Raw genomic sequence first — 23,189 nt, forward strand, 5'->3', positions numbered from 1 at the left:
TGGGCTTTGGTTTTAGAAACTTCATCAACTTTAAGAAACGTGTTTTCATCACTCTGAACATACAAAAAGAGAAAACCTATCAGGTCCTCTCTAGATGTTAGCTTTTCGTCACCCACTACAGTTGACAAAGAGCCCTTTTTTGATGACTTTAATCACTCATAGAAAAACGATTAGTCATTAAATTACTTGCATCATCTATAACTTTTGCCAATAGTTTATCTGTTTCTAACTGTATCTGATCACTTATCTTTTGATTTTCAGCTTCAAAATTAACACTTTCATCATTTGCCAAAGCAGTATCTACACGATTAATCATGGCATGTCCAAGTGACATAGTTGTTTCGACGTAATCATCCAAATCTGCTTCATGCTGTTGGAAATGTGGATCACAGATTGCAGCAATCAAACGGTTGCTCCAGTAAAAATTACCTGTATCAACCTTATCTGTCGTTTGACGGAAATAAGCAGGTGTCGTTCCGACCTGAGTCCAGAATGGCACCATCGTTGCGAAAGGCATTGATCCATAGGCTAACCATTGGATACCAGTCGTTTCTGCAGGTTTGTTAGGACGCATTTGCAAAAGTGCCGTTTGACTTGTACGATTAATACCGATTGGACGGAATTGGCGTTGACTTACAGCGTCTCCTTGAGGACCATAAGGATCATAAGACGTATCTTGGTAATGAAGACTCAAAACATATTTAACATCTTCAACTGTAATTTTGCGGTAAGGTTTTTGGCACCATGGAATGAAGAATGATTTTGGATCATAGTCCTTTTCAGGATTCAAAAATTTCTGCATAGCCCAAGCGCGTGGTGTATTGTAATGACGATCCTTATCTCGTTGGCTACCGAAAGCGTAGCGTGGATTAAAATGTTCGTTAGAATAGGTTAAATCCAAATGATGCTTATTGATAAAGTCACGAATATCTGGTGAGGCAAGATAGTCGTCTGGATTTTCAAACTCATAATGATCGATACCAAGTTGGTTTGGGTTGGTAACATAGGCATCATCCGGAACACGTCTAGCAATCCAATGGTGACCACCAATTGTTTCTAGCCACCAAATTTCTTCAGTGTCAGAAAAAGCAATACCATTTGACTCATAAGTTCCATAAGTTTCAAGGAGTTGACCCAAGCGAAGGACACCTTCACGCGCAGTTTTAATATAAGGTAAAACCAGAGTCAGCATATCCTCCTCGCCAAATCCATCTTTAACAAGAGGATCTGCACCAAGAACACGCGCATTAGTGGTGATTGTTTCTGTTGCACTCATGGCAACATTAGCTGAGTTAATACCAGCTTCACCCCAGATACCGTCTTTACCAAGCGCATCTGGTACAGAGGTATAACGTAAAGGATTATCTGGCAAATCAATTGAAAACTTGCTAAGCACAGACTGATAATGACGCGGTTGGTCTTCAGGGGTTACTACCAGGAACTCTTTGGGCGTAAAAACGCCTGATTGAGAATCTTCAGTACGTGCAATCATGGTAGAGCCATCATATGAGGCTTTCTTACCTACTAAAATCGTTGTACAAGCCATAAAAGCTTCCTTTCTACTTACAAATCGTCTGCTATCTTATTAATTTTTCTGAGACGATGGTTGACACCACTCTTGGTTAGAGGAGGTTCTATACTATCTGCGATTTGCTGGATAGAGTAATCTGGATTGGCAATACGGAGTTGGGCAATTTGACGCAGTTCAACTGGTAAAATCTCTAAGCCAACCGTGTCCATAATCTTGATAATGTTATTTATTGTTTTCATACTAGCACTAATTGTCCTAGCAATATTAGCTGTCTCAGCATTATTAGCACGATTGAGATCATTTCTGGTCTCCCTCATGATTTTGACCTCTTCAAAAATCTCTTTAGAAGTCATAGCACCAATAACGATTAGAAAATCCATAATATCCTCAGCTTTTTGAAGATAGGTTACAAAACCATTTTTATGGCTCAAAACCTTGGCATCAAGCATAAATTTTTTCATGAGAGATGCTAAATCTTCTGCATGGTCCTGATAGACAGAGAAGATTTCCAATTGATAACGTCCTTTTTCAGGATCACGTACCGTTCCAGTTGCCAAAAAAGCACCCCGTAAATAGGATCTTCCAGCCTCGTCATCTTCCATTATTGAGGTTTCAATGCCTGTTTCAAAGCCAAAGAAAGAATCTGCTAATTGTAAATCAGACAAAATGTCATTGACATTCTCAGCAACAAAGACAGTGTAAACACGATTTTTCTTGAGATTAGTCTTGTTATAATGCCTCAATTCAGGATTGCAATGGTAGCGATTTTCCATCAACTGGTAGATATGACGAGCAATCTTTGCATTCTCTGTCGAAATAGAAAGAGTCAGCCCTTGATTCGTTAAACCAACGGAACCAGACATCTTAATCAATGCTGACAATTCCGCTATATCTCTACTCGAGGCTGCAATTATCTCTTCTTTAACCTTAATCGTGAAACTCATGACCTCTTCCTCACTAGATGCATAAGCTCTTCCACTACCAAATCGCCATGGTGGAAGGCACCTCCGTTCTCAAGTCGCAGAAAATTAGAAGAAACTACTGTTTTTGCTTCACTACGTAAGCCCTCGAAATCATGCTCAACCTGAACAAGGTATTCATCAAATTTATTACTAGCCATGTATTCCTGAGGAACCTTCTTGATGTTAACCAAAACATTATCAATAACATCAGAGCCAAGATGACGATTGAGAACAGCCACATGGTCAGCATCAGAAAATTGTTCCGTTTCTCCGTACTGAGTCATAATATTACAAATGTAAGTGACATCAGCCTTAGTCTCTATAAGTGCCTGACGAATCTCGGGTATAACCAGATTTGGCAAAATCGATGTATAAAGGGAGCCAGGTCCTAGTACAATCATGTCACTATTCATAATAGCAGCGACAACCTTACGACTAGCTTTCGGCACCTCTTCATTGTAAGCGTTAGTCACATAGACGCGTTCAATCATGCCGTCGTATTGGGAAATGCTACTCTCACCTGCCACCTCATGTCCATCTTGAAAAACGGCATGAAGGGTTAGAGCAGTCTCGCTGGCAGGATAAATCTTACCTGTAACATGGAAAAACTTCGTTAGAAGCTGCATAGCATTATAGGTAGACCCTTGCATTTCTGAGATTCCAGCGATAATCAGGTTTCCAAGTGGGTGACCAGCCAAAGCACCATCAGTCTGATCAAAACGGTATTGGAAGACGCGTTCATAAAGTTTGGGCATATCACTCATAGCCACCAAAACATTACGCAAATCCCCTGGAGGGGTCAATTGCATGATATCACGCAAATTTCCTGAAGAACCGCCATCATCAGCCACAGTTACCACAGCTGTGATATCAACATCTTTATGACGCAAACTACGAAGAATAACTGGAATACCAGTTCCACCACCTATTACTGTAATTCTTGGTTTTTTCATGAACGATTCACCGTCTCCTTACGTCGATTCTTATCACGATGTGTTTCATTTACCGTCCAATCATTTTTTAAATCTTGAGCTAGACGATGCGCAAATGCTACACTACGGTGTTGACCACCTGTACATCCAACAGCAATGGTAAGAACAGATTTACCTTCTTTTTGATAGCCTGGAAGGATTGGTTTAATGAGCTGACTTAAATGCTTGTAAAAATTCTCTGATTCCTTATGAGTCATAACAAAATCATAAACTTCTTTGTCCAAGCCAGTGAGGTTACGAAGAGCAGGATCATAATATGGATTTGGCAAGAAACGGACATCAAATACCAAATCTGCATCTAATGGCAATCCATATTTAAACCCAAAACTTAAAACTTCAATACGGAAAGAAGATTGGTCTTGCTCTGATGAGAATTGTTCAGAAATAGCCTTACGAAGCTGACGTGGAGTAAGTTCAGTTGTGTCCACCACATTTTGACTCAGGCTCTTAAGTGGTGACAAAAGTTCACGCTCTAGCTTAATTCCATCCAAAACACGTCCATCTGCCGCCAATGGATGACTACGACGTGTCTCTTTATAACGAGAAACCAATTCACCATCCGTAGCATCCAAGAAAAGAATCTTGAAATTGAGTTCCTCATTGCTTTCCAACCGATCTAAAATATCGTTAATTTCGTCAAAGAAAACTCGACTACGCATGTCTACTACAAGAGCAATCTTATCTGTCTCTTCACTATGTTTCACCAACTCGATAACCTTTGGTACCAATGAAGGTGGCATATTATCAATGGTAAAATAACCAATATCCTCAAATGATTGAATTGCTACAGTCTTACCGGCACCACTCATACCAGTAACAACAACTAAATTAATTTTCTTTGTCTTCATGAGTCTCCCTTTCTAGTCTCATTTCTTTCAAAACACGAATATCATCTGACATTTTCTCAACTTGTTGACTAACTGCCATTATCATTTCTGTCTGCAATTTTTGAATAGTGAGCAAATCTGATTGGTCTTGTTGCACCAAGTGATCAATCTTTTCATGTAAAAGTCGGATTTCTTCCTTTGATTGTTTATTGACGTGATAGTCATTTCGTGCTTGCAATCGATCGTAATCCGATGCTCGATTCTGACTCATCATAATTAGAGGTGCCTGAACTGCAGCCAGTGTGGATAAGGCGAGATTCAACAGAATAAATGGATACTTGTCAAAAGCAATGCCAAAGGGTTGGACAACATTTAGCCCCATCCAAATAGCCATAAAAGCAATGAATGACAAGATAAAAGTCCAAGATCCACCAAATCTGGCCACTTCATCCGCAACTTTTTGTCCAAAAGTAATTCGACTATCCAATTGTTCCTGGACATCCTGGTCCTCGTAGAGCAAACTCTTAGTCACATCATGAACTGTTTCACGCACGTGCTCATTTTTCTCATTGGCATTTGCAATAACCTCGTCGAGAAAAACTAACCTATAATCTAAAAGGCTGATATTACTTATAAAATCATGCCCTTGTAAATCAGGGTAGTCTTCTCTCAGAAGGACCTGTAAACGACTATTCAGTCGTTCAAAATAAGAACCATCTGTTTCGTCAAACCACTCTTTGGAGATATAATCTTGAACTCTCTTTACCTGCATAGTTTCGCCTTCTTTCTAGGCTCTATTATACCACATTGAAGACTCAAACGTTCAATCGATAAAGTAAAAGAGTCCAAGACTAACCTCGGACTCCTCCTATATTGGGACAATTATTTAAAATCTTCTTATTGGTAGTTCAAAGTCCAGTAGTAAGTACCATCACCAGCGACAACACAAGCAACTGCTGCTTGGGTAGCATCCGGACTCATTAGAAGCTCACGAATACCACTACTCAACCATTTATTTGCTACCACTGAACCATCAGATTCACGACGGTAAACAACACCATCACTGTTATATGTGTGTGAAATATCTTTGGCATGTGGAAGAGTTGTGCTATTGTAAAGATCATCAGACCATGTAAGCTCTGGCAAACCTGCTGCTTTACGTTGTGCATTAATTTCGTTAAATGCAGCCCTCGCTGAATCAAGTTCAACATAGTCAGAATTTTCAGTTGGTTCTACATGATAAATAAATTTAACATATCCAAATTCAACATCACTATATTTTTTGTCGTTAACGCCGCTCTTGAGGTTAGCTGTAATAACATAGTCACGTGCCCAAGCACTACCCTTAGAAGCGTTGAAGTTATCAACATCTTCAATTTCCCAAGTTACATTACAGTCCCAGCCAGCATTGTCTACGAATTTTGGAGCAAAATTATTAATGACATAGTCTTTGAATTCATCAACATTTTGGAATGGAAGAGCTTCACCAGCTTTACCTGTACCAACTACATTTTCAGAATACAATTTAACGCTTGATGCGTTATCATCATACACGTACTCGTCATTATCTGCTGGTTTGTGGAATTCTGGATCAAGCTCTGGATCATCACTTGCAGTACCATTGTAGAGTTTCCACTTGCCATCAACCCATTTGTAGTAACCATCAATACCACGCGCATAATCTTCATCAGTCGTAGCTACACGGTAGTAATAGGTACCATTGTCATCTACAAATCTTGGATCTGAGTACATACGATAATCTGTCGGTGGCAATGTTGGTTTTGGCAACTTATCATAATCAATGTTCGTTTCAGGTGCATATGCTGGTTTTTCAAGTTCAGGAGCTTCGGAACTTGTTTCTGAGGTTGAACCAGTTTCTGAACTTGCTGCTGAAGAAGATTCAGATGTTACAGTTGAACTTGAGTTACCAGTTGAGGTCGCTGCTGAAGTTGAGTCAGCGGTTGAAGCTGTTTCTGAGCTCGCTGATGATGTTGAGTCAGCGGTTGAAGCTGTTTCTGAGCTCGCTGATGATGTTGAATCAGCTGTTGAAGCTGTTTCTGACCTTGCTGCCGAAGTTGAATCAGCGGTTGATGCTGTTTCTGAGCTCGCTGATGATGTTGAGTCAGCGGTTGAAGCTGTTTCTGAGGTTGTTGGAGCTTCAGAATCTGTGCTTGAAGCTTTAACAAGGATCCACTTACCCTTTGAATAATAGTAATAGTCGCCATTATCTTTCAAATAATAGTGAATACCATTTTCATAACGGTAGTGAGGGTCATTTCTCAAAACCTCATAACCAGTCGTTGGTGTGTTGTTAGAACCACCATTATTATTATAGTCGCCACCACGAACCCAACGACCGTTATAGTTCACATAGTAGCTACCATCACTTAAGATGTAGTACAAATAACCATTGCTATATCGGTAAGTACCTGATTCGTTGTAATTGTTATAACCATAATCATAGCCATAGTTATAGTTTGGATAGTAACCATTGTAGCCATAGTTGTAATTTGGATAACCATAATTGTAGTTATAACCTGGGTAATAACCATTATGTCCGTAGTTATATCCTGAATAATAGTTGTTATACCATGGGTTATAAGTATAGTTATAAGAATATCCACGACCATAATAACTATCAGCTTCAGCATGATCCTTACCGACCAGCGTTGGTGATAATATGGCTGCTCCTAATACAGCACACGAAATTAAACGTAAACTTTTTCTCATTGTTTTCATCCCCTTTTTAAAAACAAATATACCTTTTTGTAAGCAACCGCTTACACTTCCTTTTACACCTTAATTGTAAGAAATAAAACTTCTATTGTCAAATTATTTTAATAATAGAAGTTTCTAATATCTGACCAATATAATGTTAATAGGATTTTTACTTCTGGTACCGTTTAATCGATTTTTTAGCAAGAAAAAAAGTCCATTATTCTCATAAGGACTTTCATTATTTGGTTAGCGATTATCAATATTTTCAGGATAAAGATCATGATTAAAAAGACGTTGCTCAGCCATCTTTTCATACTTTGTTTCTGGACGACCATAGTTGTAATAGGGGTCAATTGAAATACCGCCACGAGGCGTAAATTTACCCCAAACCTCGAGGTAACGAGGGTTCAAAAGCTCCACCAAATCTTTACCAATGGTATTAATACAGTTTTCGTGGAAGTCTCCATGATTACGATAACTAAAGAGATAAAGCTTTAGAGATTTAGACTCCACACAAAGCTGATCTGGAATATAAGAGATATAGATGCTAGCGAAATCTGGTTGCCCAGTAATAGGACAAAGTGACGTAAATTCTGGACAGTTGAATTTGATAAAATAATCATTATCAACATGACGATTATCAAAAGATTCCAAAACTTGTGGAGAGTATTCAAAAATATAAGGTGTCTCCTTACTACCTAGGAGGGTTAGGTTTTTCATTTCTTCTTGTTGTGACATTTTTTCTTCCTTTATTGTTAATTAGCTAGACCATAACATGGTCAATTTACACTTTGATATTCTAATATTTTACTTAAGAAAAACAAAAATACTATCAATGTTAATCTAAATTATTGAAGACTAGACACCACGCTCATTATCATACAGTAGGGTATGAAGCTGTGGGAGGACACGAACATTACCCCATGTGTCATCAGAAGCTACTGTTTCCCAGAGTTCCTTGAGGCGATCTAATTGATGTTGGACAATATTTCCTTCTGCTTTTGGTTCAGGATTGCCAGCTGAGAGAAACATAACATCTGGTTGATAACGCTCTTGAATCATCTTAGCAAAAGCCAAATCAGCGTCATCAAAGACGGGAACCTTAAAAGTAAGCTTATCAGGATCAAGCTGGGAAACAATAAAATCAAGTGTCTCCATATTGACTTCCATCTTAGATGATGGTGGTTTAGGACTTAAGGTTACTTGATCAATATCTCTTAGCCACTCCTGCCAACGAGATCCTTGGGTTTCAACAGCCAAAGTCACGCCTCTTGCCTTGAGTTTTGATACGAGTTCTGCCATATTAGCTGCTAAAAGGGCAGGGTTACCACCAGATAGGGTAACATAGTCGTAAGTTCCTAAAGCATCCAAAGCTTCAATTACTTCATCAGCTGTCATACGGGTTGGTTTTTCTGAACCATCCCATGTGAAGGCAGAATCACACCAATCACAGTGATAATCACATCCTGCAGTTCTTACAAACATGGTCTTTTGCCCAATAGCTCGACCTTCACCTTGAAAGGTCGGCCCAAAAATTTCAAGAACTGGTAGTTTAAGTACTCGTTCTCTAGTCATCTAACCACTCCCGTCTAAACTCCGCAAAAGCTGTCGGTGTCTCATATAGGCGTACATATTCCAAACGAAGCCCTCTTTCCTCAGGCAAATGTTGACTCGTCGTCTGGAAAATCCAGAAAACCATATTTTCTGCAGTCGTATTCATATAAGGCAAAGTCTCATTGAGATAACGGTGATCAAGATAAGGTTCCAAATGATTTTTGTAAATACTCTTAAGATCACCAAAATCATAAGTCATACCACGCTCATCCAAGTAACCACTTACTGCTATCTGAAGATGGTAAGTATGCCCATGAAGGGATTTGCACTTTCCTTCATAATTAAAGAGATGATGGGCAGCATCAAAAGTAAATTCTTTAGAAACCATCGTACGGTGTGGATTGTACACTAGTGACTCCCCTGTCTCAGTCTTGATTTCTTTCGGTGCAAAGAACATTAAACTTCTCCTCTTTCAGCCAGATATTTTTCAAGACCTTTTTGACGCAAGTGACAGGCAGGGCATTCACCACATCCTGTCCCTATAATACCGTTATAGCAAGTCAGCGTTTTTTCACGAACGTAGTCAAAAGCTCCGAGTTGGTCAGCCAAAGCCCAAGTCTCAGCCTTATCTAACCACATAAGAGGGATCTGAATAACAAAGTCATAGGCCATAGCAAGGTTGAGTGTGACATTAAGTGATTTAACAAAAACATCACGACAGTCTGGATAACCAGAAAAGTCTGTCTCACAAACACCCGTAACAATGTCAGTGATACCACGTTGCTTAGCTAGCACAGCTGCAAAAGAAAGGAAGAGATGGTTACGTCCGTCCACAAAGGTATTAGGCACTTCACCTTCTTCAGCTTCAATCTCAATATCAGATGTTAAGGCATTTTCAGTGATTTGACCAAGCAAAGACATATCCAAAACATGATGCTTTAGCCCTTGTTCTTTTGCAATTTCTTTGGCAACCTCAATTTCCAAGCTATGACGTTGCCCATAAGCAAAGGTAACTAATTCAACTGTTTCATAATGTTTTAAAGCCCAAAATAGGCAGGTTGTAGAGTCTTGACCGCCACTAAAGACGACCACAGCAGATTGACGTTTCATAATATTCCTCTTTATCTCTGATGTCTTAGACACATAAAAAGCTCCCTTGAGGGAGCCAAAAAACGCCATTTCTGGTTTTTTTTAGCGATGGTGTCTCCCAAACATCGAAAATTATTTATCTATGATAGTGTATCATAGTTAAGACAAAAAGAAAAGAGCCAAGGCTCTCTTCCTTAATCAATCTCAGCAATAACTTCGATTTCAATTTTTACATCTTTTGGCAAGCGCGCCACTTCAACTGCTGAACGAGCAGGGAAGTCAGCTTTAAATGCAGTTGCATAAACTTCGTTAAATGGAACGAAATCGTTAATGTCACTTAGGAAACATGTTGTTTTGACAACATGGTCAAAGTCTGTTCCAGCTTCCGCCAAAATAGCACCAACATTTTTAAGGACTTGTTCTGTTTGTTCTTGAATCGTTTCACCAATGATTTCACCTGTTTCTGGTGATAATGGCACTTGACCAGATGCAAACAAAAGATTTCCTACGATTTTACCTTGAACATAAGGTCCAATTGCAGCTGGTGCTTTATCAGTATGAATAGTTTTTGCCATGATAGTTCTCCTTTGACTAGTATGTTGTTATTATAACAAAATATTCAGAAAATTGAAATATATATTTTCAAAAAGAAAAGAATCACCTCAAGGATGATTCTTCTCTCTTTATTTCAGATACTTTTTGACATAGTCATAGTAGTCTGGTTTTTCCTTTTTATTGAGTGCGAAGAGCATTTGCCCTTTTAGGGGTTCTTTAGTATCACTAGGTTCTAGAAAGAGAGCAATCTCTTTAGAATTTGTTGGAAAAAAGACTGTATAAGTTGTTTCTTTTCCCTGATCTTTTACTTTAAGAGAATAATAAGTATGGTTATCTTTAGACTTAGGACCATCTACTGTATAGTTATAATCCTGCTCACCAATCTTAACTTTATCTTTCTTGAAAATAACCTTATAATCTTTTTTCAAAGCGTCTTGAGCTTTCCACTCTCCTTGTAAAGAGGGAGCAGATTTGCTACAAGCAACTAATAAAACCAAACAAACTAGGGCTGATAAACCAAGTAGCCATCTTTTCATACTTTGCACTCCTAGAAAATTTACTTATGGTTTGATACGGTGTAGCATACGTGGGAACGGAATAGCTTCACGGATGTGTTTAGTTCCAGCTGCGAAGGTTACCATACGCTCGATACCGATACCAAATCCACCGTGTGGTACTGTACCGTATTTACGAAGGTCAAGGTAGAATTCGTATTCTGTACGATCCATACCAAGTGATTCCATCTTAGCAACAAGGGCATCGTAGTCTTCCTCACGCATGGAACCACCGATGATTTCGCCGTAACCTTCTGGTGCGAGCAAGTCTGCACAAAGCACGCGATCTGGGTTTCCAGGAACTGGTTTCATGTAGAAAGCCTTGATAGCTGCTGGGTAGTTGATGACGAAAGTAGGTACGCCAAAGTGGTTTGAAATCCAAGTTTCGTGTGGTGAACCGAAATCATCACCATGCTCGAGATGTTCATAGTCAGCATCTTCGTCGTTTTCATGCTCTTGCAAAAGATCAATGGCTTCATCATAAGTGATGCGTTTGAATGGCTCTGCAATATAGCGTTTCAAGAGTTCAGTATCACGTTCCAATGTTTCCAAAGCTTGAGGAGCACGATCCAGAACACCTTGAAGCAAAGCTTTTACATAAGCTTCTTGCAAGTCAAGTGACTCATCATGTGTCAAGTATGAGTACTCAGCATCCATCATCCAGAACTCAGTCAAGTGACGGCGAGTCTTAGATTTCTCAGCACGGAATACTGGACCAAAGTCAAAGACACGACCAAGAGCCATAGCACCTGCTTCAAGATAAAGCTGTCCTGATTGGCTCAAGTAAGCTGGTGTTCCGAAGTAGTCTGTTTCAAAAAGCTCTGTAGAATCTTCTGCAGCATTTCCTGAAAGAATTGGGCTATCAAATTTCATGAAGCCATTCTTGTCGAAAAACTCATAAGTGGCATAGATAATAGCATTACGGATTTGCATCACTGCTACTTGTTTGCGAGAACGCAACCACAAGTGACGGTTATCCATCAAGAAGTCAGTTCCGTGTTCTTTTGGAGTAATTGGGTAGTCTTTAGACTCACCGATAACTTCAATATCAGTAATATCCAATTCATAACCAAATTTTGAACGCTCATCTTCTTTGACAATACCAGTTACGTAGATAGAAGTTTCTTGGCTAAGGTGTTTGATTTTGTCAAATTTTTCAAGACCTTCTTCTTCACCAAATTTTTCGATAAAGTTTGGTTTGAAAGCAACACCTTGGAAAAAGGCTGTTCCATCACGCAATTGCAAGAAAGCAATTTTACCTTTTCCTGATTTATTCGCCACCCAAGCCCCGATAGTGATTTCTTCACCAACGTGTTTAGGCACATCAATAATTGAAACTAATTGTTTAGACATGTAATTTACTTCTCTTTTCTTTTGATCTATATTAAAATTTATTTTTCCATAAATGCTTTGATACGACGAACAGCCTCTTTCAAAGTATCCAAATCTGTAGCATAGCTAAGACGAATATTTTCAGGAGCACCAAATCCTGCACCTGTCACTAAAGCCACCTCTGCCTCTTCAAGAATTGCATTTGTAAACTCATTGACATCTGTGTAGCCTTTGATTTCCATAGCTTTTTTGACATTAGGGAAGAGGTAGAAAGCTCCTTGAGGTTTAATGACTTCAAAACCAGGGACTTCAGCCAAGAGTGGGTAAATCGTATTCAAACGCTCTTCAAAGGCTTGACGCATCTCTTCGATAGAAGACTGATCACCGGTTAAGGCTTCAATAGCAGCATATTGAGAAACTGCTGTAAGATTTGATGTCGTTTGACTGATAATCTTCGCCATTCCTGAGATAATTTCTGGTTCTCCGACAGCAAATCCTACACGCCAACCTGTCATAGCATATGTCTTAGAAACACCATTGATAACAATTGTTTGCTTACGAATAGCATCTGACAAGCTTGAAATTGGTGTGAAAGTATTGCCATTGTAGACCAATCGACCATAAATGTCATCAGCTAAAATCAAAATATCATGCTCAACTGCCCAGTCACCAATTGCTTGCAATTCTTCTTTGCTGTAAATCATTCCGGTTGGATTTGATGGAGAATTAAGCAAAACAACCTTGGTTTTTTCAGTACGAGCTGCTTCAAGTTGCTCTACTGTAGCTTTAAAGTGATTTGCTTCAGTCGTTTGGAAAGTAACTGGAACACCTTCAACCATTTTAACTTGGTCTACGTAAGAAACCCAGCAAGGTGTTGGAATAATGACTTCATCACCAGGATTGATAACCGTAGCAAAGAAAGCATACAAGATAAACTTAGCACCTGTTCCAACAACAACTTCGTTAGGTTTAACAGAATAACCGTAGAAATTTTCCATATAGGTGCTAATAGCTTCCTTGAGTTCTGGAAGCCCAGAAGCCACGGTATAAAAGCTTGCTTTCCCATTTTCAATAGACGCAATCGCAGCATCTTGAATATTCTTAGGTGTCACAAAATCTGGCTCACCAAGTGTTAAGCTCAAGATATCACGTCCCTGAGCTTTAAGAGCTTTAGCACGCGCACTAGCAGCTAAAGTAACACTTTCTTCCATTTGTAATACACGATTTGATAATTTTGTCATTTCATTATAGTCCTTCCACTTTAATAACCTGACCTGAGATAAAATCAACCAGATAATACTTGGTCCCTGACTTCACTTCCCAAATAGGAGTTTTGCCATATTTCCCTAGGTGCACATAGTCTATATCCTTGGCACCATAGGCCTTGGCTGCTTTCTTAGCCACTGACTTACTTATACCTTCAGACTGCTTATAGATATCGACCACACCTGAGTCTTTACTAACGATAAGGGCTAATTTTTCACCCTTACTTGACTTTCCAAGAAGGCCATAATAGGTAGCCTGACCGTTGTAGATATTAAATTCAGAAACGGTACGAATATCAGCTTTGCTCTTAGCTATAGCAATCACTTGCTTTTCGGCATCGACATATGGCTTTGTTGCAACAACTAGCATTGCTGTAATGGACGCAATTACAGTCACAACGAGTACAGTCATTCCAAAAATAAGCTGTTGCTTTTTTGTCCACGGTGTTCGTTGTTTACGCATAATGCCTCCTAAAAAAAGTTTCTGAATTTATTATATCAGAAAAAGATAAATCTTTACATAGCTATTATAACTAGTAATGACTATTTATGACTAACTTTTTATGACTCAGGAAGGGCGTAAAAACTCTGTCATCTTAAAAAATCTTTGCTAAAAAATTAGCACTCTTTTTCTAAGAATTCTTGAATGTCCTCTTTCAGCTGCTTAAATGGCGCATGTTTAAGAGTAACTTCTTGTGACACTTCCTTTATGAACAGTTTTCCATAGCTCTTAACTAGGGGACGATTATCCATTAGTAGAATAGCTGATCGCTGTTCTGGTCTTCTTTGGGCACGTCCAATAGCCTGTTTGAAACGTAAAACCGTCATCGGAAGACTGTAACTATCAAAAGTATTTTTCCCTTGCTTAGAGAACAAAGACTCTATTTTTTGATAGAAAGGATCTTTAGGATTGTCAAACGGAAGACGAGCGATGACCTCAATAACCTTATCTTGTTGGGCAAAATCAACACCTTCCCAGAAGGACCCCATACCAAGCAGGAGATTAGTCTCACCTCTATCGAAACGTTTCTTAACATTAAAAGCTGTCCCATTTTTCTCCTGAGTCAAGTGATGAACTTCCCTATGATCTAGTAAATCAGAAACAGCCATCAAGCTCTTTCGAGATGTAAATAATACTATAATAGGATATCCCATTGCAGACAGTTTCTGGAGTCGCTTTGCAATCGCTTCATCATATTCTTCTTCAGAAGAAACACCAATCATAGGCATGCTTTGATCAATCCAGATAGCTTGATTTGGTAAAGTATCCATTGGAAGGCTTACTTTACGTACCTGACTTAGTCCTAATAAATCAGCCACATCGACATCTGGACCAACATCAATTGTTGCTGAGACGATTATCACTTTTTGAGCACTTGGGAGATAATCAGATAATTTCAATAGCTCCTGACGTGACGCCTTTAAATAAGTAACACGATGTTCCTGATAATAGTCTGTTTCAAGCCAAAAATGACTGTAAAGTGGTGATTTCAATGGTGACAGCATCTCCATCACATCACTCTCACCTTCAAGTTCAGAAATGGTTTGAAGCAAACGATTTAATTGCTGTCGATTATACTGTTTTTGAGGGAATTGTTGATGCTCTTGAATTAAATGACTAACTTCAAACTGTAAATTTTCAAGCAAACGCTGTTGTAACAAACTTTGACTACCACTATCAAGAATACGATGAATATGTTGCAAAAGGGTAGTAAGATTGACTTGATGACGTGAAAACTGTTCCAAAGCCAAGACCATCTTTTGTCCTTCATCAATCACAAGAGTCTTCCCTCGAACAAAATCATGGTCATCTTCCATACGTGTCAATAGATAAGCATGATTGGTTACAACCACTCTAGCCTCTTGACCTTTTTGATAAGACTGTTGCCAAAAATCATAGCCTGCAAAAAGACTATCTGCCTTCAGCTTGCCATCATGTTTGATTTCATCAAAATAAGCCATGTAGCGTTGTTTCTGTTTAATTTCGTCAAGATCACCAGTTTCGGTCTCAGTCAACCAAACTAAAAGTTGCATTTTATAACGATTAATCAAACGGTTACTATCCTGACGTAACAAGGTCTGGTAAAAGGCATCTAATTTGATATAGTTCTGTGGTCCTTTGAGACTATGAAAGTTAATGTTAAAGACTTCTGCTAAGGCCTTAGCCTCCTGACTCATAATCTGATTTTGAAGAAGCTTGGTCGGAACAGCTACTACTACTTTATCGACATCGGCTTGTGCTAACAAAGGGAGCAAATAGCCATAGGTTTTCCCGATTCCAGTTTGAGCTTGAATCATTGAAATATCAGTATGGTCAAGTTCCCTCCTCACTGCCTTCGCAAATTCCTCTTGCTTCGATCTTGATTCCAATCCTAAGAGAGCAATATTGGTTTCAAAATCTTGAGAAAGCTTACGTTCCGACATATAAGTCAAAGGTCTACGAAGTACGATACCAGATTCCTCAAGCATGACATATTCCTTTGAAAGACCGTTAGTTTTACCTTTTATGGCATCACGTATAACCAATTCAGACTCAAAAAGTAAATTATCAGAAAATGTCAAAAGCATGTCAATGGTCTGTCTAGGTAAGCTAGCAATCTTATCCATCAAATGAAACAAAAGCTGTCCTGTAGCTCTCGCATCTTCAATTGCCGTATGAGCTTGAGCTAAGTCAAGATTTAAAATTTGTGATAAATAAGAAAGTTTATATTGTTCTAGCGTCGGATAAAAGACCTGAGCCAATTCGACCGTATCAACGCGAGGCGTCCTTAGTTCGAAGCCCTCCATGAAAAGTGCCTCTGCGAGCAAATTAGCATCAAATTTTACATTATGGGCAACAAAAATACAATCCTCAATCAATTCAAAAATGGTTCTAGCAATTTCTGAGAAATCAGGTGCCTTAGACAACTGTTGATCAGTGATTCCTGTTAGGTGAACAATATGATCATCAAGTTCATGGTGTGGATTAACGTCACTCGCAAATTCATCAATTACTAGACCATTTTGCATGATGACAATTCCCACCTGAATGATACAGGCCGTTGATGAAGCCGATGTAGCTTCCAAATCAACAATGGCATATTTATTCGTGTTTTTTTCACTCATAGTGACCTTATTATAGCATATCCAAAGCACCAAAAAAAGACAAAGCCATCATTCTGATATTGGAAAAAGCCTGAATTTCGTGCTAAACTAGAGCTATGGAAATAAAACGAATTTTAAACCCTGTTGCTCAGGAAAACACCTATATTTTAGAAAATGAATCAGCCAGTTTAGTCATTGATCCAGGTAGCAACACTTCAAGTATTTTAGCAGAACTCGAGACAATTGCTAAACCTGTTGCAGCTATCCTCTTGACTCACACACACTATGATCACATTATGAGCATCGAAGCTGTCCGTCAAGCTTATAACCATCCGCCTGTCTATGTCGCAGAAGCTGAGAAAGACTGGTTAATGAATCCTATTGATAATTTATCGGGCCTTCCCCGTCATGACGATATGGAAGACGTTATTGTCAATCCTGCAGACTACTACTTTGACTTTACCAAGGAGTATGACATTAAGGATTTTCAGTTTAAGGTTGTACCAACACCTGGACACTCTATTGGAGGAGTTTCTTTCATATTTGATAAAGAAGAAACTGTTTTTTCTGGTGATGCCCTCTTTAAAGAGACTGTAGGCCGGTGGGATCTTCCAACGGGTAACCATGACCAATTGCTCGCTAGTATTCGAGAACAACTTTTCACTCTTCCTAACCACTACAAAGTTTTTCCAGGTCATGGATGGGACACAACTATCGGTCATGAAAAGGTCTTTAACCCTCATTTTTCATAAATAGAAAAGTTGACATTACCTACTTACGTTTGGTGATGTCGTTTTTTTAGTTAAAAAAAGAAGGTCTATAGACCTTCCTTTCTGAAACACTATAGAGTGCTTATTTAGATTTGATGTAGTTAACACCATCTGCTTTAGGAGCAACGGCTTTACCGAAGAATGCAGCCAGGACAATAATTGTCAAGACGTATGGAGCAATTTGCAAATAAACGTTTGGAATATGTGAAATTCCAGGAAGTTGTTTCCCAATAATTGCCAAAGATTGTGACAAACCGAAGAACAAACTTGAAAGCATGGCACCAATTGGATTCCAACGACCAAAAATCATAGCAGCCAAAGCGATGAAGCCAGGACCAGCAATAGTGGTAATGGCAAAGTTGTTTGAAATAGATTGTGCATAGACAGCACCACCTATACCACCTAGGAAACCAGAAATCATAACACCGTAGTAACGCATACGATAAACGTTAATCCCAAGTGTATCTGCAGCCTGTGGATGTTCACCGACTGAACGAAGACGCAAACCAAAGCGTGTCTTGAAGATAATCCACCATGACACTACTGAAACTAAAATAGCTACATAAGCAATCAAAGAAACATTAGTAAAGAAAATCTTACCCAAGAAAGGAATGTGGCTTAAGATTGGGAAGGAAACGGTTTTAAAGTTATGACTGATAGCCGGTGTTTGACCTGCACCAAAGATAACACGTGTCAAGAAGACAGCCAAAGACGGTGCAATCAGGTTCAAAACTGTACCTGAGACTACATGGTCCGCACGGAAGTTAATTGTCGCAACAGCATGGAGTAAGGAATAAAGAAGCCCAATAAGTCCTGCTACCAAGACCGCAATCCAAGGTGTTGCATTGCCAAAACTATCCGCAAAATTTAAGTTAAAGAGAACACCTGTGAAGGCACCAATAACCATGATTCCTTCAAGGCCGACGTTTACGATACCACCTCGTTCAGAGAAAGTACCACCGATACTTGTGAAAATCAGTGGTGCTGAATACTTCAGCATAGAGGCAACGATTAAGGCTAAGATTGTAATAAAGTCCATATTAGTTTTGTCCTCCTTTAGCTTTCACTGATTTATGACGAGGGCGAATCCAATATTTAATAATATAGTTGGCACCAACAAAGAAGATGATCAAAGCTGATACAACATCGATAATTTCTGATGGCACACCAATCATACCAGTCTTACCAACAGACAAGACACCATAGAGAAGAGCTGCAAATGGAATACCAATAGGTGAATTCGTTGCTAAGAGGGCAACGGCCATACCATTCCAACCAATAGCCAATGAAGAATTTTGTACGAAGGCATTTTGGAAAGTACCAAGTCCTTCTACTGTTCCTCCAAGACCACAGAGTGCACCTGAAATAATCATAGACATGATAATCACACGTTTTGATGACATTCCGGCATACTCAGACGCATGTGGGTTAAGACCAACAGCTGTAATTTCAAACCCTGTTGTTGTTTTCTTGAGCATGAACCAAACTAGGAATACAGCTGCAATAGCAAGAAAGAAACCAATATTGAAACGTGATCCATCTGTTAACGCAGATAGAAAATCTGTTTGGTAACTTGCAGATCCTGCGACCTTGTTAGAGGCTTCTGATGAACGTAACATATCAGCTGTGAATCCGAAACGGACAATATTGTTAGCAACATACAAAATGATGTAGTTCATCATGATGGTAACGATAACCTCACTAGTTCCAAGGTAGGCACGAAGAATACCTGGAATAGCACCAGCGATACCACCGGCAACAAGACCGATAATTACCGTACAAATAATAGAAACTACTTTAGGTAATTCAGGAAAGGCTAGCGCAAACCATACAGCAGAGGTCCAACCAGCTAAGGCCTGCCCTGGCAAACCAACGTTGAAAAAGCCTGCCTTAGATGCCACAGAGAAACCAAGTGCAATCAGAATCAATGGACTCATCGCACGTAGAATTTCACCGATATTTTTCAAAGAGCCAAAGGCCGTTGAGAAAAGATCGTAGTAAGCCCAGAATGGATCGTAACCAAAGATTAACATCAAAACAGCGCCGACCAACATTCCCAAGAAGACAGCAATTAAAGGAACTGCCCAATTTTGTGTTTTTTTAGACATTTGCTTCCTCCTTATTCAATTGTCCACCAGCCATAAGAATACCAAGATCTTGCTTATTAGTTTTAGCAGGATCTAAGATACCTTGAATTGCACCATCATAGATAACAGCAATTTGATCTGACATATCAAGAATTTCATCCAATTCAAAGCTGACAACAATGACAGCCTTACCTTTATCACGTTCAGCGATAATACGTTTACGAATGTACTCAATGGCACCAACATCAAGACCACGAGTTGGTTGACTGACGATAAGAAGATCCGGATTACGGTCAATTTCACGGGCGATAACTGCTTTTTGTTGGTTACCACCTGACAAATCACCACCAGCAATTAATTCTCCAGCACCACGAACGTCAAATTCTTCCATCAATTCACGAGCTTTTGCATTTATGACGTTATAATTCAAAATACCGTTCTTAGAATTAGGCTCCTTGTAATAGGTTTGGAGAGCAATATTTTCAGCAACTGTCATCTCAAGAATCATACCATCACGGTGACGGTCTTCAGGAATATGACCCACACTCATCTCAGTAATCTGACGTGTGGTCTTATGAATGATAGATTCACCCTTAATAGTGATGTCACCAGATTTAATTTTACGAAGTCCCGTAATCGCTTGTACAAGTTCTGTCTGTCCATTTCCGTCAATACCAGCGATACCAATTATCTCACCAGCACGGACATCTAATGATAAGTTTTTAACAGCTGGAATGCCTCGATTCTCATTAACCACCAAGTTTTTAATAGAAAGAACCACTTCTTTAGGATTTGAAGGGATTTTTTCTGTCTTGAAGGAAACATGACGACCAACCATCATTTCGGCCAAATCAGCATTTGTAGCCCCTTCGATAGTCACTGTATCAATTGACTTACCACGTCTAATAACCGTAACACGATCAGAAACCGCACGAATTTCATCCAACTTATGGGTGATAAGGATAATAGACTTACCTTCCTTAACCAATGTTTTCATGATGTTTAGAAGTTCCGTAATTTCAGAAGGTGTCAAAACGGCTGTGGGCTCATCGAAAATCAAAATATCAGCTCCACGATACAAGGTCTTAAGGATTTCAACACGTTGTTGGGCACCAACAGAGATGTCTGCAATCTTAGCTGATGGATCAACCGCCAGGCCGTATCGTTGAGACAATTCCGTAATTTCCTTTACAGCCTTCTTCATATCAAGTACACCACCAGATTTGGTCACTTCACTACCTAAAATGATGTTTTCAGCAACTGTAAAAGCTTCAACCAACATAAAGTGCTGGTGGACCATCCCAATTCCCAATTTTGTTGCTTTAGACGGTGAATCAATTGTCACGGCTTGCCCATTTACCTTAATTGTTCCACTTGTAGGCTGTAAAAGACCTGCAAGCATATTCATCAAGGTTGACTTACCCGCACCATTTTCACCGAGGAGGGCATGGATTTCTCCTGGTCTCACATCGAGATTGATGTGATCATTTGCAACAAATTCACCAAATTTTTTGGTAATATCGTGCATCTCAATGACATTTGGCTTCGTCATACAATCTCCTCTCAAAAATAATTATTGTATCAGCAAAGGAAACCATAGACTGCTTCCCTTTGCTGAGACAAAAATTGTCCCAGTTTAAAGTCTAAGTATGTGTACTTAAACCATTATTTGCTAAGACCATCAGTTGGTTTCAATTCACCATTCTTAATTTGATCTTTAGCTTTAACAACTGCTTCTTTGATATCTGAAGGAAGACTAGATGTTACAATGTCAACACCTCCATCTTTGATACCATAAGTCTTAGTTTTACCACCTTCGAACTCATCTCCTTCGAGTTGTGCATTAGAGATATCTTTAACTACAGTACCAACTTGTTTGATGGTTGAAGTCAATACAAAGTTTGATTCTTTGTTATCTGAAGATGTATAGTTTCCTTCTGCTGATTGGTCGCGGTCAACACCGATTACCCAAACTTTCTTGTCGCTTTCTGCCTCAAGTTTTTCATTTATTTCTTTAGCTGCAGTGAAGACACCTGTACCAGTTCCTCCGGCTGCTTGATAGATAACATCAACACCTGAAGCATACATTGTTGAAGCAATAGTTGAACCTTTAGCAGCATCAGAGAATGACTCAGCATATTGAACTTGAACATCAATATCAGGTTTTACAGATTTAGCACCTGCAGTGAAACCAGCTTCGAAACGTGTAATTGTGTCTGATTTTTGACCACCAATAAATCCTACCTTATTAGTCTTACTTTGCATTGCTGCTGCAATACCAGCAAGGTAAGCACCTTCATTATCCGCAAACAAGACACTTTTCACGTTATCGTGTCCCTCAACAACTTCGTCAACGATGACGTATTTTACATCTTCGTTTTCGCTAGCTGAATCTGCTACTGCATCGTGAAGAGCAAAACCAACACCGAAGATAAGGTTATAACCTTGGTCTACAGCTGATGACATATTATTAGCAAAGTCAGATTCTGAGTTAGATTGGAAGTAAGTGTAACCTGAATCTTTACTGAGTTTATGTTCTTTCCCCCAAGCTTGAAGACCTTCCCATGCTGATTGGTTGAATGATTTATCATCAACACCACCAGTATCAGTTACAAGAGCAACTTTAACTTTTGAATCAGTTGATGATCCACCACGTCCACCACGAGCACAGGCTGCAAGACCAAGTGCTGCTACAGCAACAAGGCCAATTCCAATAATTTTCTTGTTCAATTTCATCTTGAACACTCCTCCTATAAACTTGCAAGAAAACTTGCTTAATAAAGAATAAAACAATTAGACTATTGTAAGTCTGTAAAAGAGTATGGCAACAACTCTCCGACTGTCATCACGACTGTCGATTTATCTTCAGCGATAAGAATCACTTTAGAATCCTGTTTAAAAAATTCGGCCATTACTTGACGGCATGCACCGCAAGGTGAGATAGGTTGCTCAGTGTCCCCATAGACAGCTAGCATTTCAAAATCTCGATGACCTTCTGAAACTGCTTTAAAAATAGCAGTACGTTCCGCGCAATTAGTTAAACCAAAAGAGGCATTCTCAATGTTGCAACCTTTATATATCTGACCGTTTTTTGTCAGAAGAGCTGCACCTACGCGGAAATGTGAGTAAGGAACATAGGCCTTAGCAGCAGCTTCTTCAGCTCCTTCAATAATTCGAGATAACTTAGTATCCACCATCTACACTCTCACCTTCCATTATCGCAACTCCCGCAGATGTTCCAATACGATTTGCCCCTGCTTTGATGAAAGCTTGAGCATCTTTAAAGGAACGTGTTCCTCCAGCTGCTTTAACCCCCATATCTGGTCCAACCACTTCTCGCATGAGTTCGACATCTTCTATAGTAGCTCCTCCTGTTGAGAAACCCGTAGATGTTTTCACGAAGTCTGCTCCTGCAAGTTTGGCAAGTTGACAGGCTTGAACTTTTTCATCGTCACTAAGCAGACAGGTCTCAATAATGACTTTGACTAGCTTATCTCCACTAGCCTCCACTACTGCTTTAATATCCGATTTAACAAGTTCACTCTGTCCAGATTTTAGAGCACCAATATTGATTACCATGTCGACCTCATCTGCACCATTTGAAACTGCATCTCGTGTTTCAAACGCTTTAACAGACGATGTTGTTGCCCCTAGTGGGAATCCAATTACTGTACAAACCTTAACGGAACTATCTTTTAGTAAATCAGCTGCAGTCTTTACCCAAGTTGGATTAACACAAACACTTGCAAATTCATACTTTTTTGCTTCTGCAATCAATTTTTCAATTTGTTCAAGCGTTGCATCTGGTTTTAGTAAAGTGTGGTCAATATATGTATTAACTGTCATAAATATACTCCTTAAACAAGCTC

The 23,189-nt window shown here is 39.3% G+C and carries 23 protein-coding genes; 1 reads left to right on the forward strand and 22 read right to left on the reverse strand.

What is annotated here, in order from left to right; all coding sequences use genetic code 11:
- Window positions 1–148: 148 nt before the first annotated feature.
- The 16 genes from RWZ99_RS05110 to RWZ99_RS05185 form a co-directional block, all read right to left on the reverse strand.
- Window positions 149–1,546, reverse strand: coding sequence for a C69 family dipeptidase (locus RWZ99_RS05110; RefSeq protein WP_314676845.1), 1,398 nt, complete (start codon window positions 1,544–1,546; stop codon window positions 149–151).
- Window positions 1,547–1,563: 17 nt separating this feature from the next.
- Window positions 1,564–2,475 (reverse strand): DNA-binding protein WhiA, encoded by a 912-nt coding sequence (whiA, locus tag RWZ99_RS05115; protein ID WP_314676846.1) that lies wholly within the window; start codon window positions 2,473–2,475, stop codon window positions 1,564–1,566.
- Window positions 2,472–3,446 carry a YvcK family protein gene (locus tag RWZ99_RS05120; RefSeq protein WP_314676848.1) on the reverse strand — a complete coding sequence of 325 codons (975 nt, stop codon included), beginning with the start codon at window positions 3,444–3,446 and terminating at the stop codon, window positions 2,472–2,474. The genes whiA and RWZ99_RS05120 overlap by 4 nt, the downstream gene beginning before the upstream one ends.
- Window positions 3,443–4,333 (reverse strand): RNase adapter RapZ, encoded by an 891-nt coding sequence (gene rapZ, locus RWZ99_RS05125; RefSeq protein WP_314676849.1) that lies wholly within the window; start codon window positions 4,331–4,333, stop codon window positions 3,443–3,445. Before rapZ ends, RWZ99_RS05120 begins: the two co-directional genes overlap by 4 nt.
- Window positions 4,314–5,084, reverse strand: coding sequence for a DUF1003 domain-containing protein (locus tag RWZ99_RS05130; RefSeq protein ID WP_314676850.1), 771 nt, complete (start codon window positions 5,082–5,084; stop codon window positions 4,314–4,316). The genes rapZ and RWZ99_RS05130 overlap by 20 nt, the downstream gene beginning before the upstream one ends.
- A gap of 125 nt (window positions 5,085–5,209) precedes the next feature.
- Window positions 5,210–7,042 carry a CAP domain-containing protein gene (locus RWZ99_RS05135; RefSeq protein WP_314676851.1) on the reverse strand — a complete coding sequence of 611 codons (1,833 nt, stop codon included), beginning with the start codon at window positions 7,040–7,042 and terminating at the stop codon, window positions 5,210–5,212.
- A 234-nt stretch (window positions 7,043–7,276) separates the two neighbouring features.
- Complete coding sequence (gene queF, locus RWZ99_RS05140) at window positions 7,277–7,768, reverse strand: preQ(1) synthase (RefSeq protein ID WP_314676852.1); 492 nt, start codon at window positions 7,766–7,768, stop codon at window positions 7,277–7,279.
- 120 nt (window positions 7,769–7,888) lie between these two features.
- Entirely contained in the window at window positions 7,889–8,605 is a 717-nt protein-coding gene (gene queE / locus RWZ99_RS05145) for a 7-carboxy-7-deazaguanine synthase QueE (RefSeq protein WP_314676853.1), read from the reverse strand.
- Window positions 8,598–9,041: a 6-carboxytetrahydropterin synthase QueD gene (gene queD / locus RWZ99_RS05150; protein WP_314676855.1), complete on the reverse strand. Its 444-nt coding sequence runs from the start codon at window positions 9,039–9,041 to the stop codon at window positions 8,598–8,600. The genes queE and queD overlap by 8 nt, the downstream gene beginning before the upstream one ends.
- The gene (gene queC, locus RWZ99_RS05155) at window positions 9,041–9,694 is read right to left on the reverse strand and encodes a 7-cyano-7-deazaguanine synthase QueC (protein WP_314676856.1); all 654 of its coding nucleotides are present in this window, start codon (window positions 9,692–9,694) and stop codon (window positions 9,041–9,043) included. The genes queD and queC overlap by 1 nt, the downstream gene beginning before the upstream one ends.
- A 173-nt stretch (window positions 9,695–9,867) precedes the next feature.
- Entirely contained in the window at window positions 9,868–10,248 is a 381-nt protein-coding gene (locus tag RWZ99_RS05160; RefSeq protein WP_008534794.1) for a RidA family protein, read from the reverse strand.
- Between the two features lie 108 nt (window positions 10,249–10,356).
- The gene (locus RWZ99_RS05165; protein WP_314676857.1) at window positions 10,357–10,764 is read right to left on the reverse strand and encodes a hypothetical protein; all 408 of its coding nucleotides are present in this window, start codon (window positions 10,762–10,764) and stop codon (window positions 10,357–10,359) included.
- A gap of 24 nt (window positions 10,765–10,788) precedes the next feature.
- Window positions 10,789–12,135, reverse strand: a complete 1,347-nt coding sequence (asnS, locus tag RWZ99_RS05170; RefSeq protein ID WP_314676858.1) for an asparagine--tRNA ligase — start codon at window positions 12,133–12,135, stop codon at window positions 10,789–10,791.
- Between the two features lie 38 nt (window positions 12,136–12,173).
- A complete protein-coding gene (locus RWZ99_RS05175) occupies window positions 12,174–13,355 on the reverse strand; it encodes a pyridoxal phosphate-dependent aminotransferase (protein WP_314676859.1) in 1,182 nt (393 codons plus the stop codon).
- A gap of 4 nt (window positions 13,356–13,359) precedes the next feature.
- Window positions 13,360–13,842: a DUF5590 domain-containing protein gene (locus RWZ99_RS05180; protein ID WP_314676860.1), complete on the reverse strand. Its 483-nt coding sequence runs from the start codon at window positions 13,840–13,842 to the stop codon at window positions 13,360–13,362.
- A gap of 155 nt (window positions 13,843–13,997) precedes the next feature.
- Entirely contained in the window at window positions 13,998–16,484 is a 2,487-nt protein-coding gene (locus RWZ99_RS05185) for a bifunctional DnaQ family exonuclease/ATP-dependent helicase (RefSeq protein ID WP_314676861.1), read from the reverse strand.
- A 95-nt stretch (window positions 16,485–16,579) separates the two neighbouring features.
- Here RWZ99_RS05185 and RWZ99_RS05190 point away from each other — a divergent pair, with 95 nt between their 5' ends.
- A complete protein-coding gene (locus RWZ99_RS05190) occupies window positions 16,580–17,215 on the forward strand; it encodes an MBL fold metallo-hydrolase (protein ID WP_314676862.1) in 636 nt (211 codons plus the stop codon).
- Window positions 17,216–17,315: 100 nt separating this feature from the next.
- Here the strand turns inward: RWZ99_RS05190 and RWZ99_RS05195 are convergent, their stop codons facing one another.
- The 6 genes from RWZ99_RS05195 to deoC all read right to left on the reverse strand — a co-directional run bounded on the left by RWZ99_RS05195 (window position 17,316) and on the right by deoC (window position 23,166).
- Window positions 17,316–18,272, reverse strand: a complete 957-nt coding sequence (locus RWZ99_RS05195; RefSeq protein ID WP_314676863.1) for an ABC transporter permease — start codon at window positions 18,270–18,272, stop codon at window positions 17,316–17,318.
- Between the two features lies 1 nt (window position 18,273).
- Complete coding sequence (locus tag RWZ99_RS05200; protein ID WP_314676864.1) at window positions 18,274–19,341, reverse strand: ABC transporter permease; 1,068 nt, start codon at window positions 19,339–19,341, stop codon at window positions 18,274–18,276.
- Window positions 19,334–20,872, reverse strand: a complete 1,539-nt coding sequence (locus RWZ99_RS05205; RefSeq protein ID WP_314676865.1) for an ABC transporter ATP-binding protein — start codon at window positions 20,870–20,872, stop codon at window positions 19,334–19,336. Before RWZ99_RS05205 ends, RWZ99_RS05200 begins: the two co-directional genes overlap by 8 nt.
- A 113-nt stretch (window positions 20,873–20,985) precedes the next feature.
- On the reverse strand, window positions 20,986–22,050 hold the full coding sequence (locus tag RWZ99_RS05210; protein WP_314676876.1) for a BMP family protein: 1,065 nt from the start codon (window positions 22,048–22,050) through the stop codon (window positions 20,986–20,988).
- Window positions 22,051–22,118: 68 nt separating this feature from the next.
- Window positions 22,119–22,517, reverse strand: a complete 399-nt coding sequence (locus RWZ99_RS05215; protein ID WP_314676866.1) for a cytidine deaminase — start codon at window positions 22,515–22,517, stop codon at window positions 22,119–22,121.
- Complete coding sequence (deoC, locus tag RWZ99_RS05220; RefSeq protein WP_314676868.1) at window positions 22,504–23,166, reverse strand: deoxyribose-phosphate aldolase; 663 nt, start codon at window positions 23,164–23,166, stop codon at window positions 22,504–22,506. The genes RWZ99_RS05215 and deoC overlap by 14 nt, the downstream gene beginning before the upstream one ends.
- Window positions 23,167–23,189 lie beyond the last annotated feature (23 nt).

Source organism: uncultured Streptococcus sp. (assembly GCF_963545685.1).
In the GTDB taxonomy this organism is placed as follows: domain Bacteria; phylum Bacillota; class Bacilli; order Lactobacillales; family Streptococcaceae; genus Streptococcus.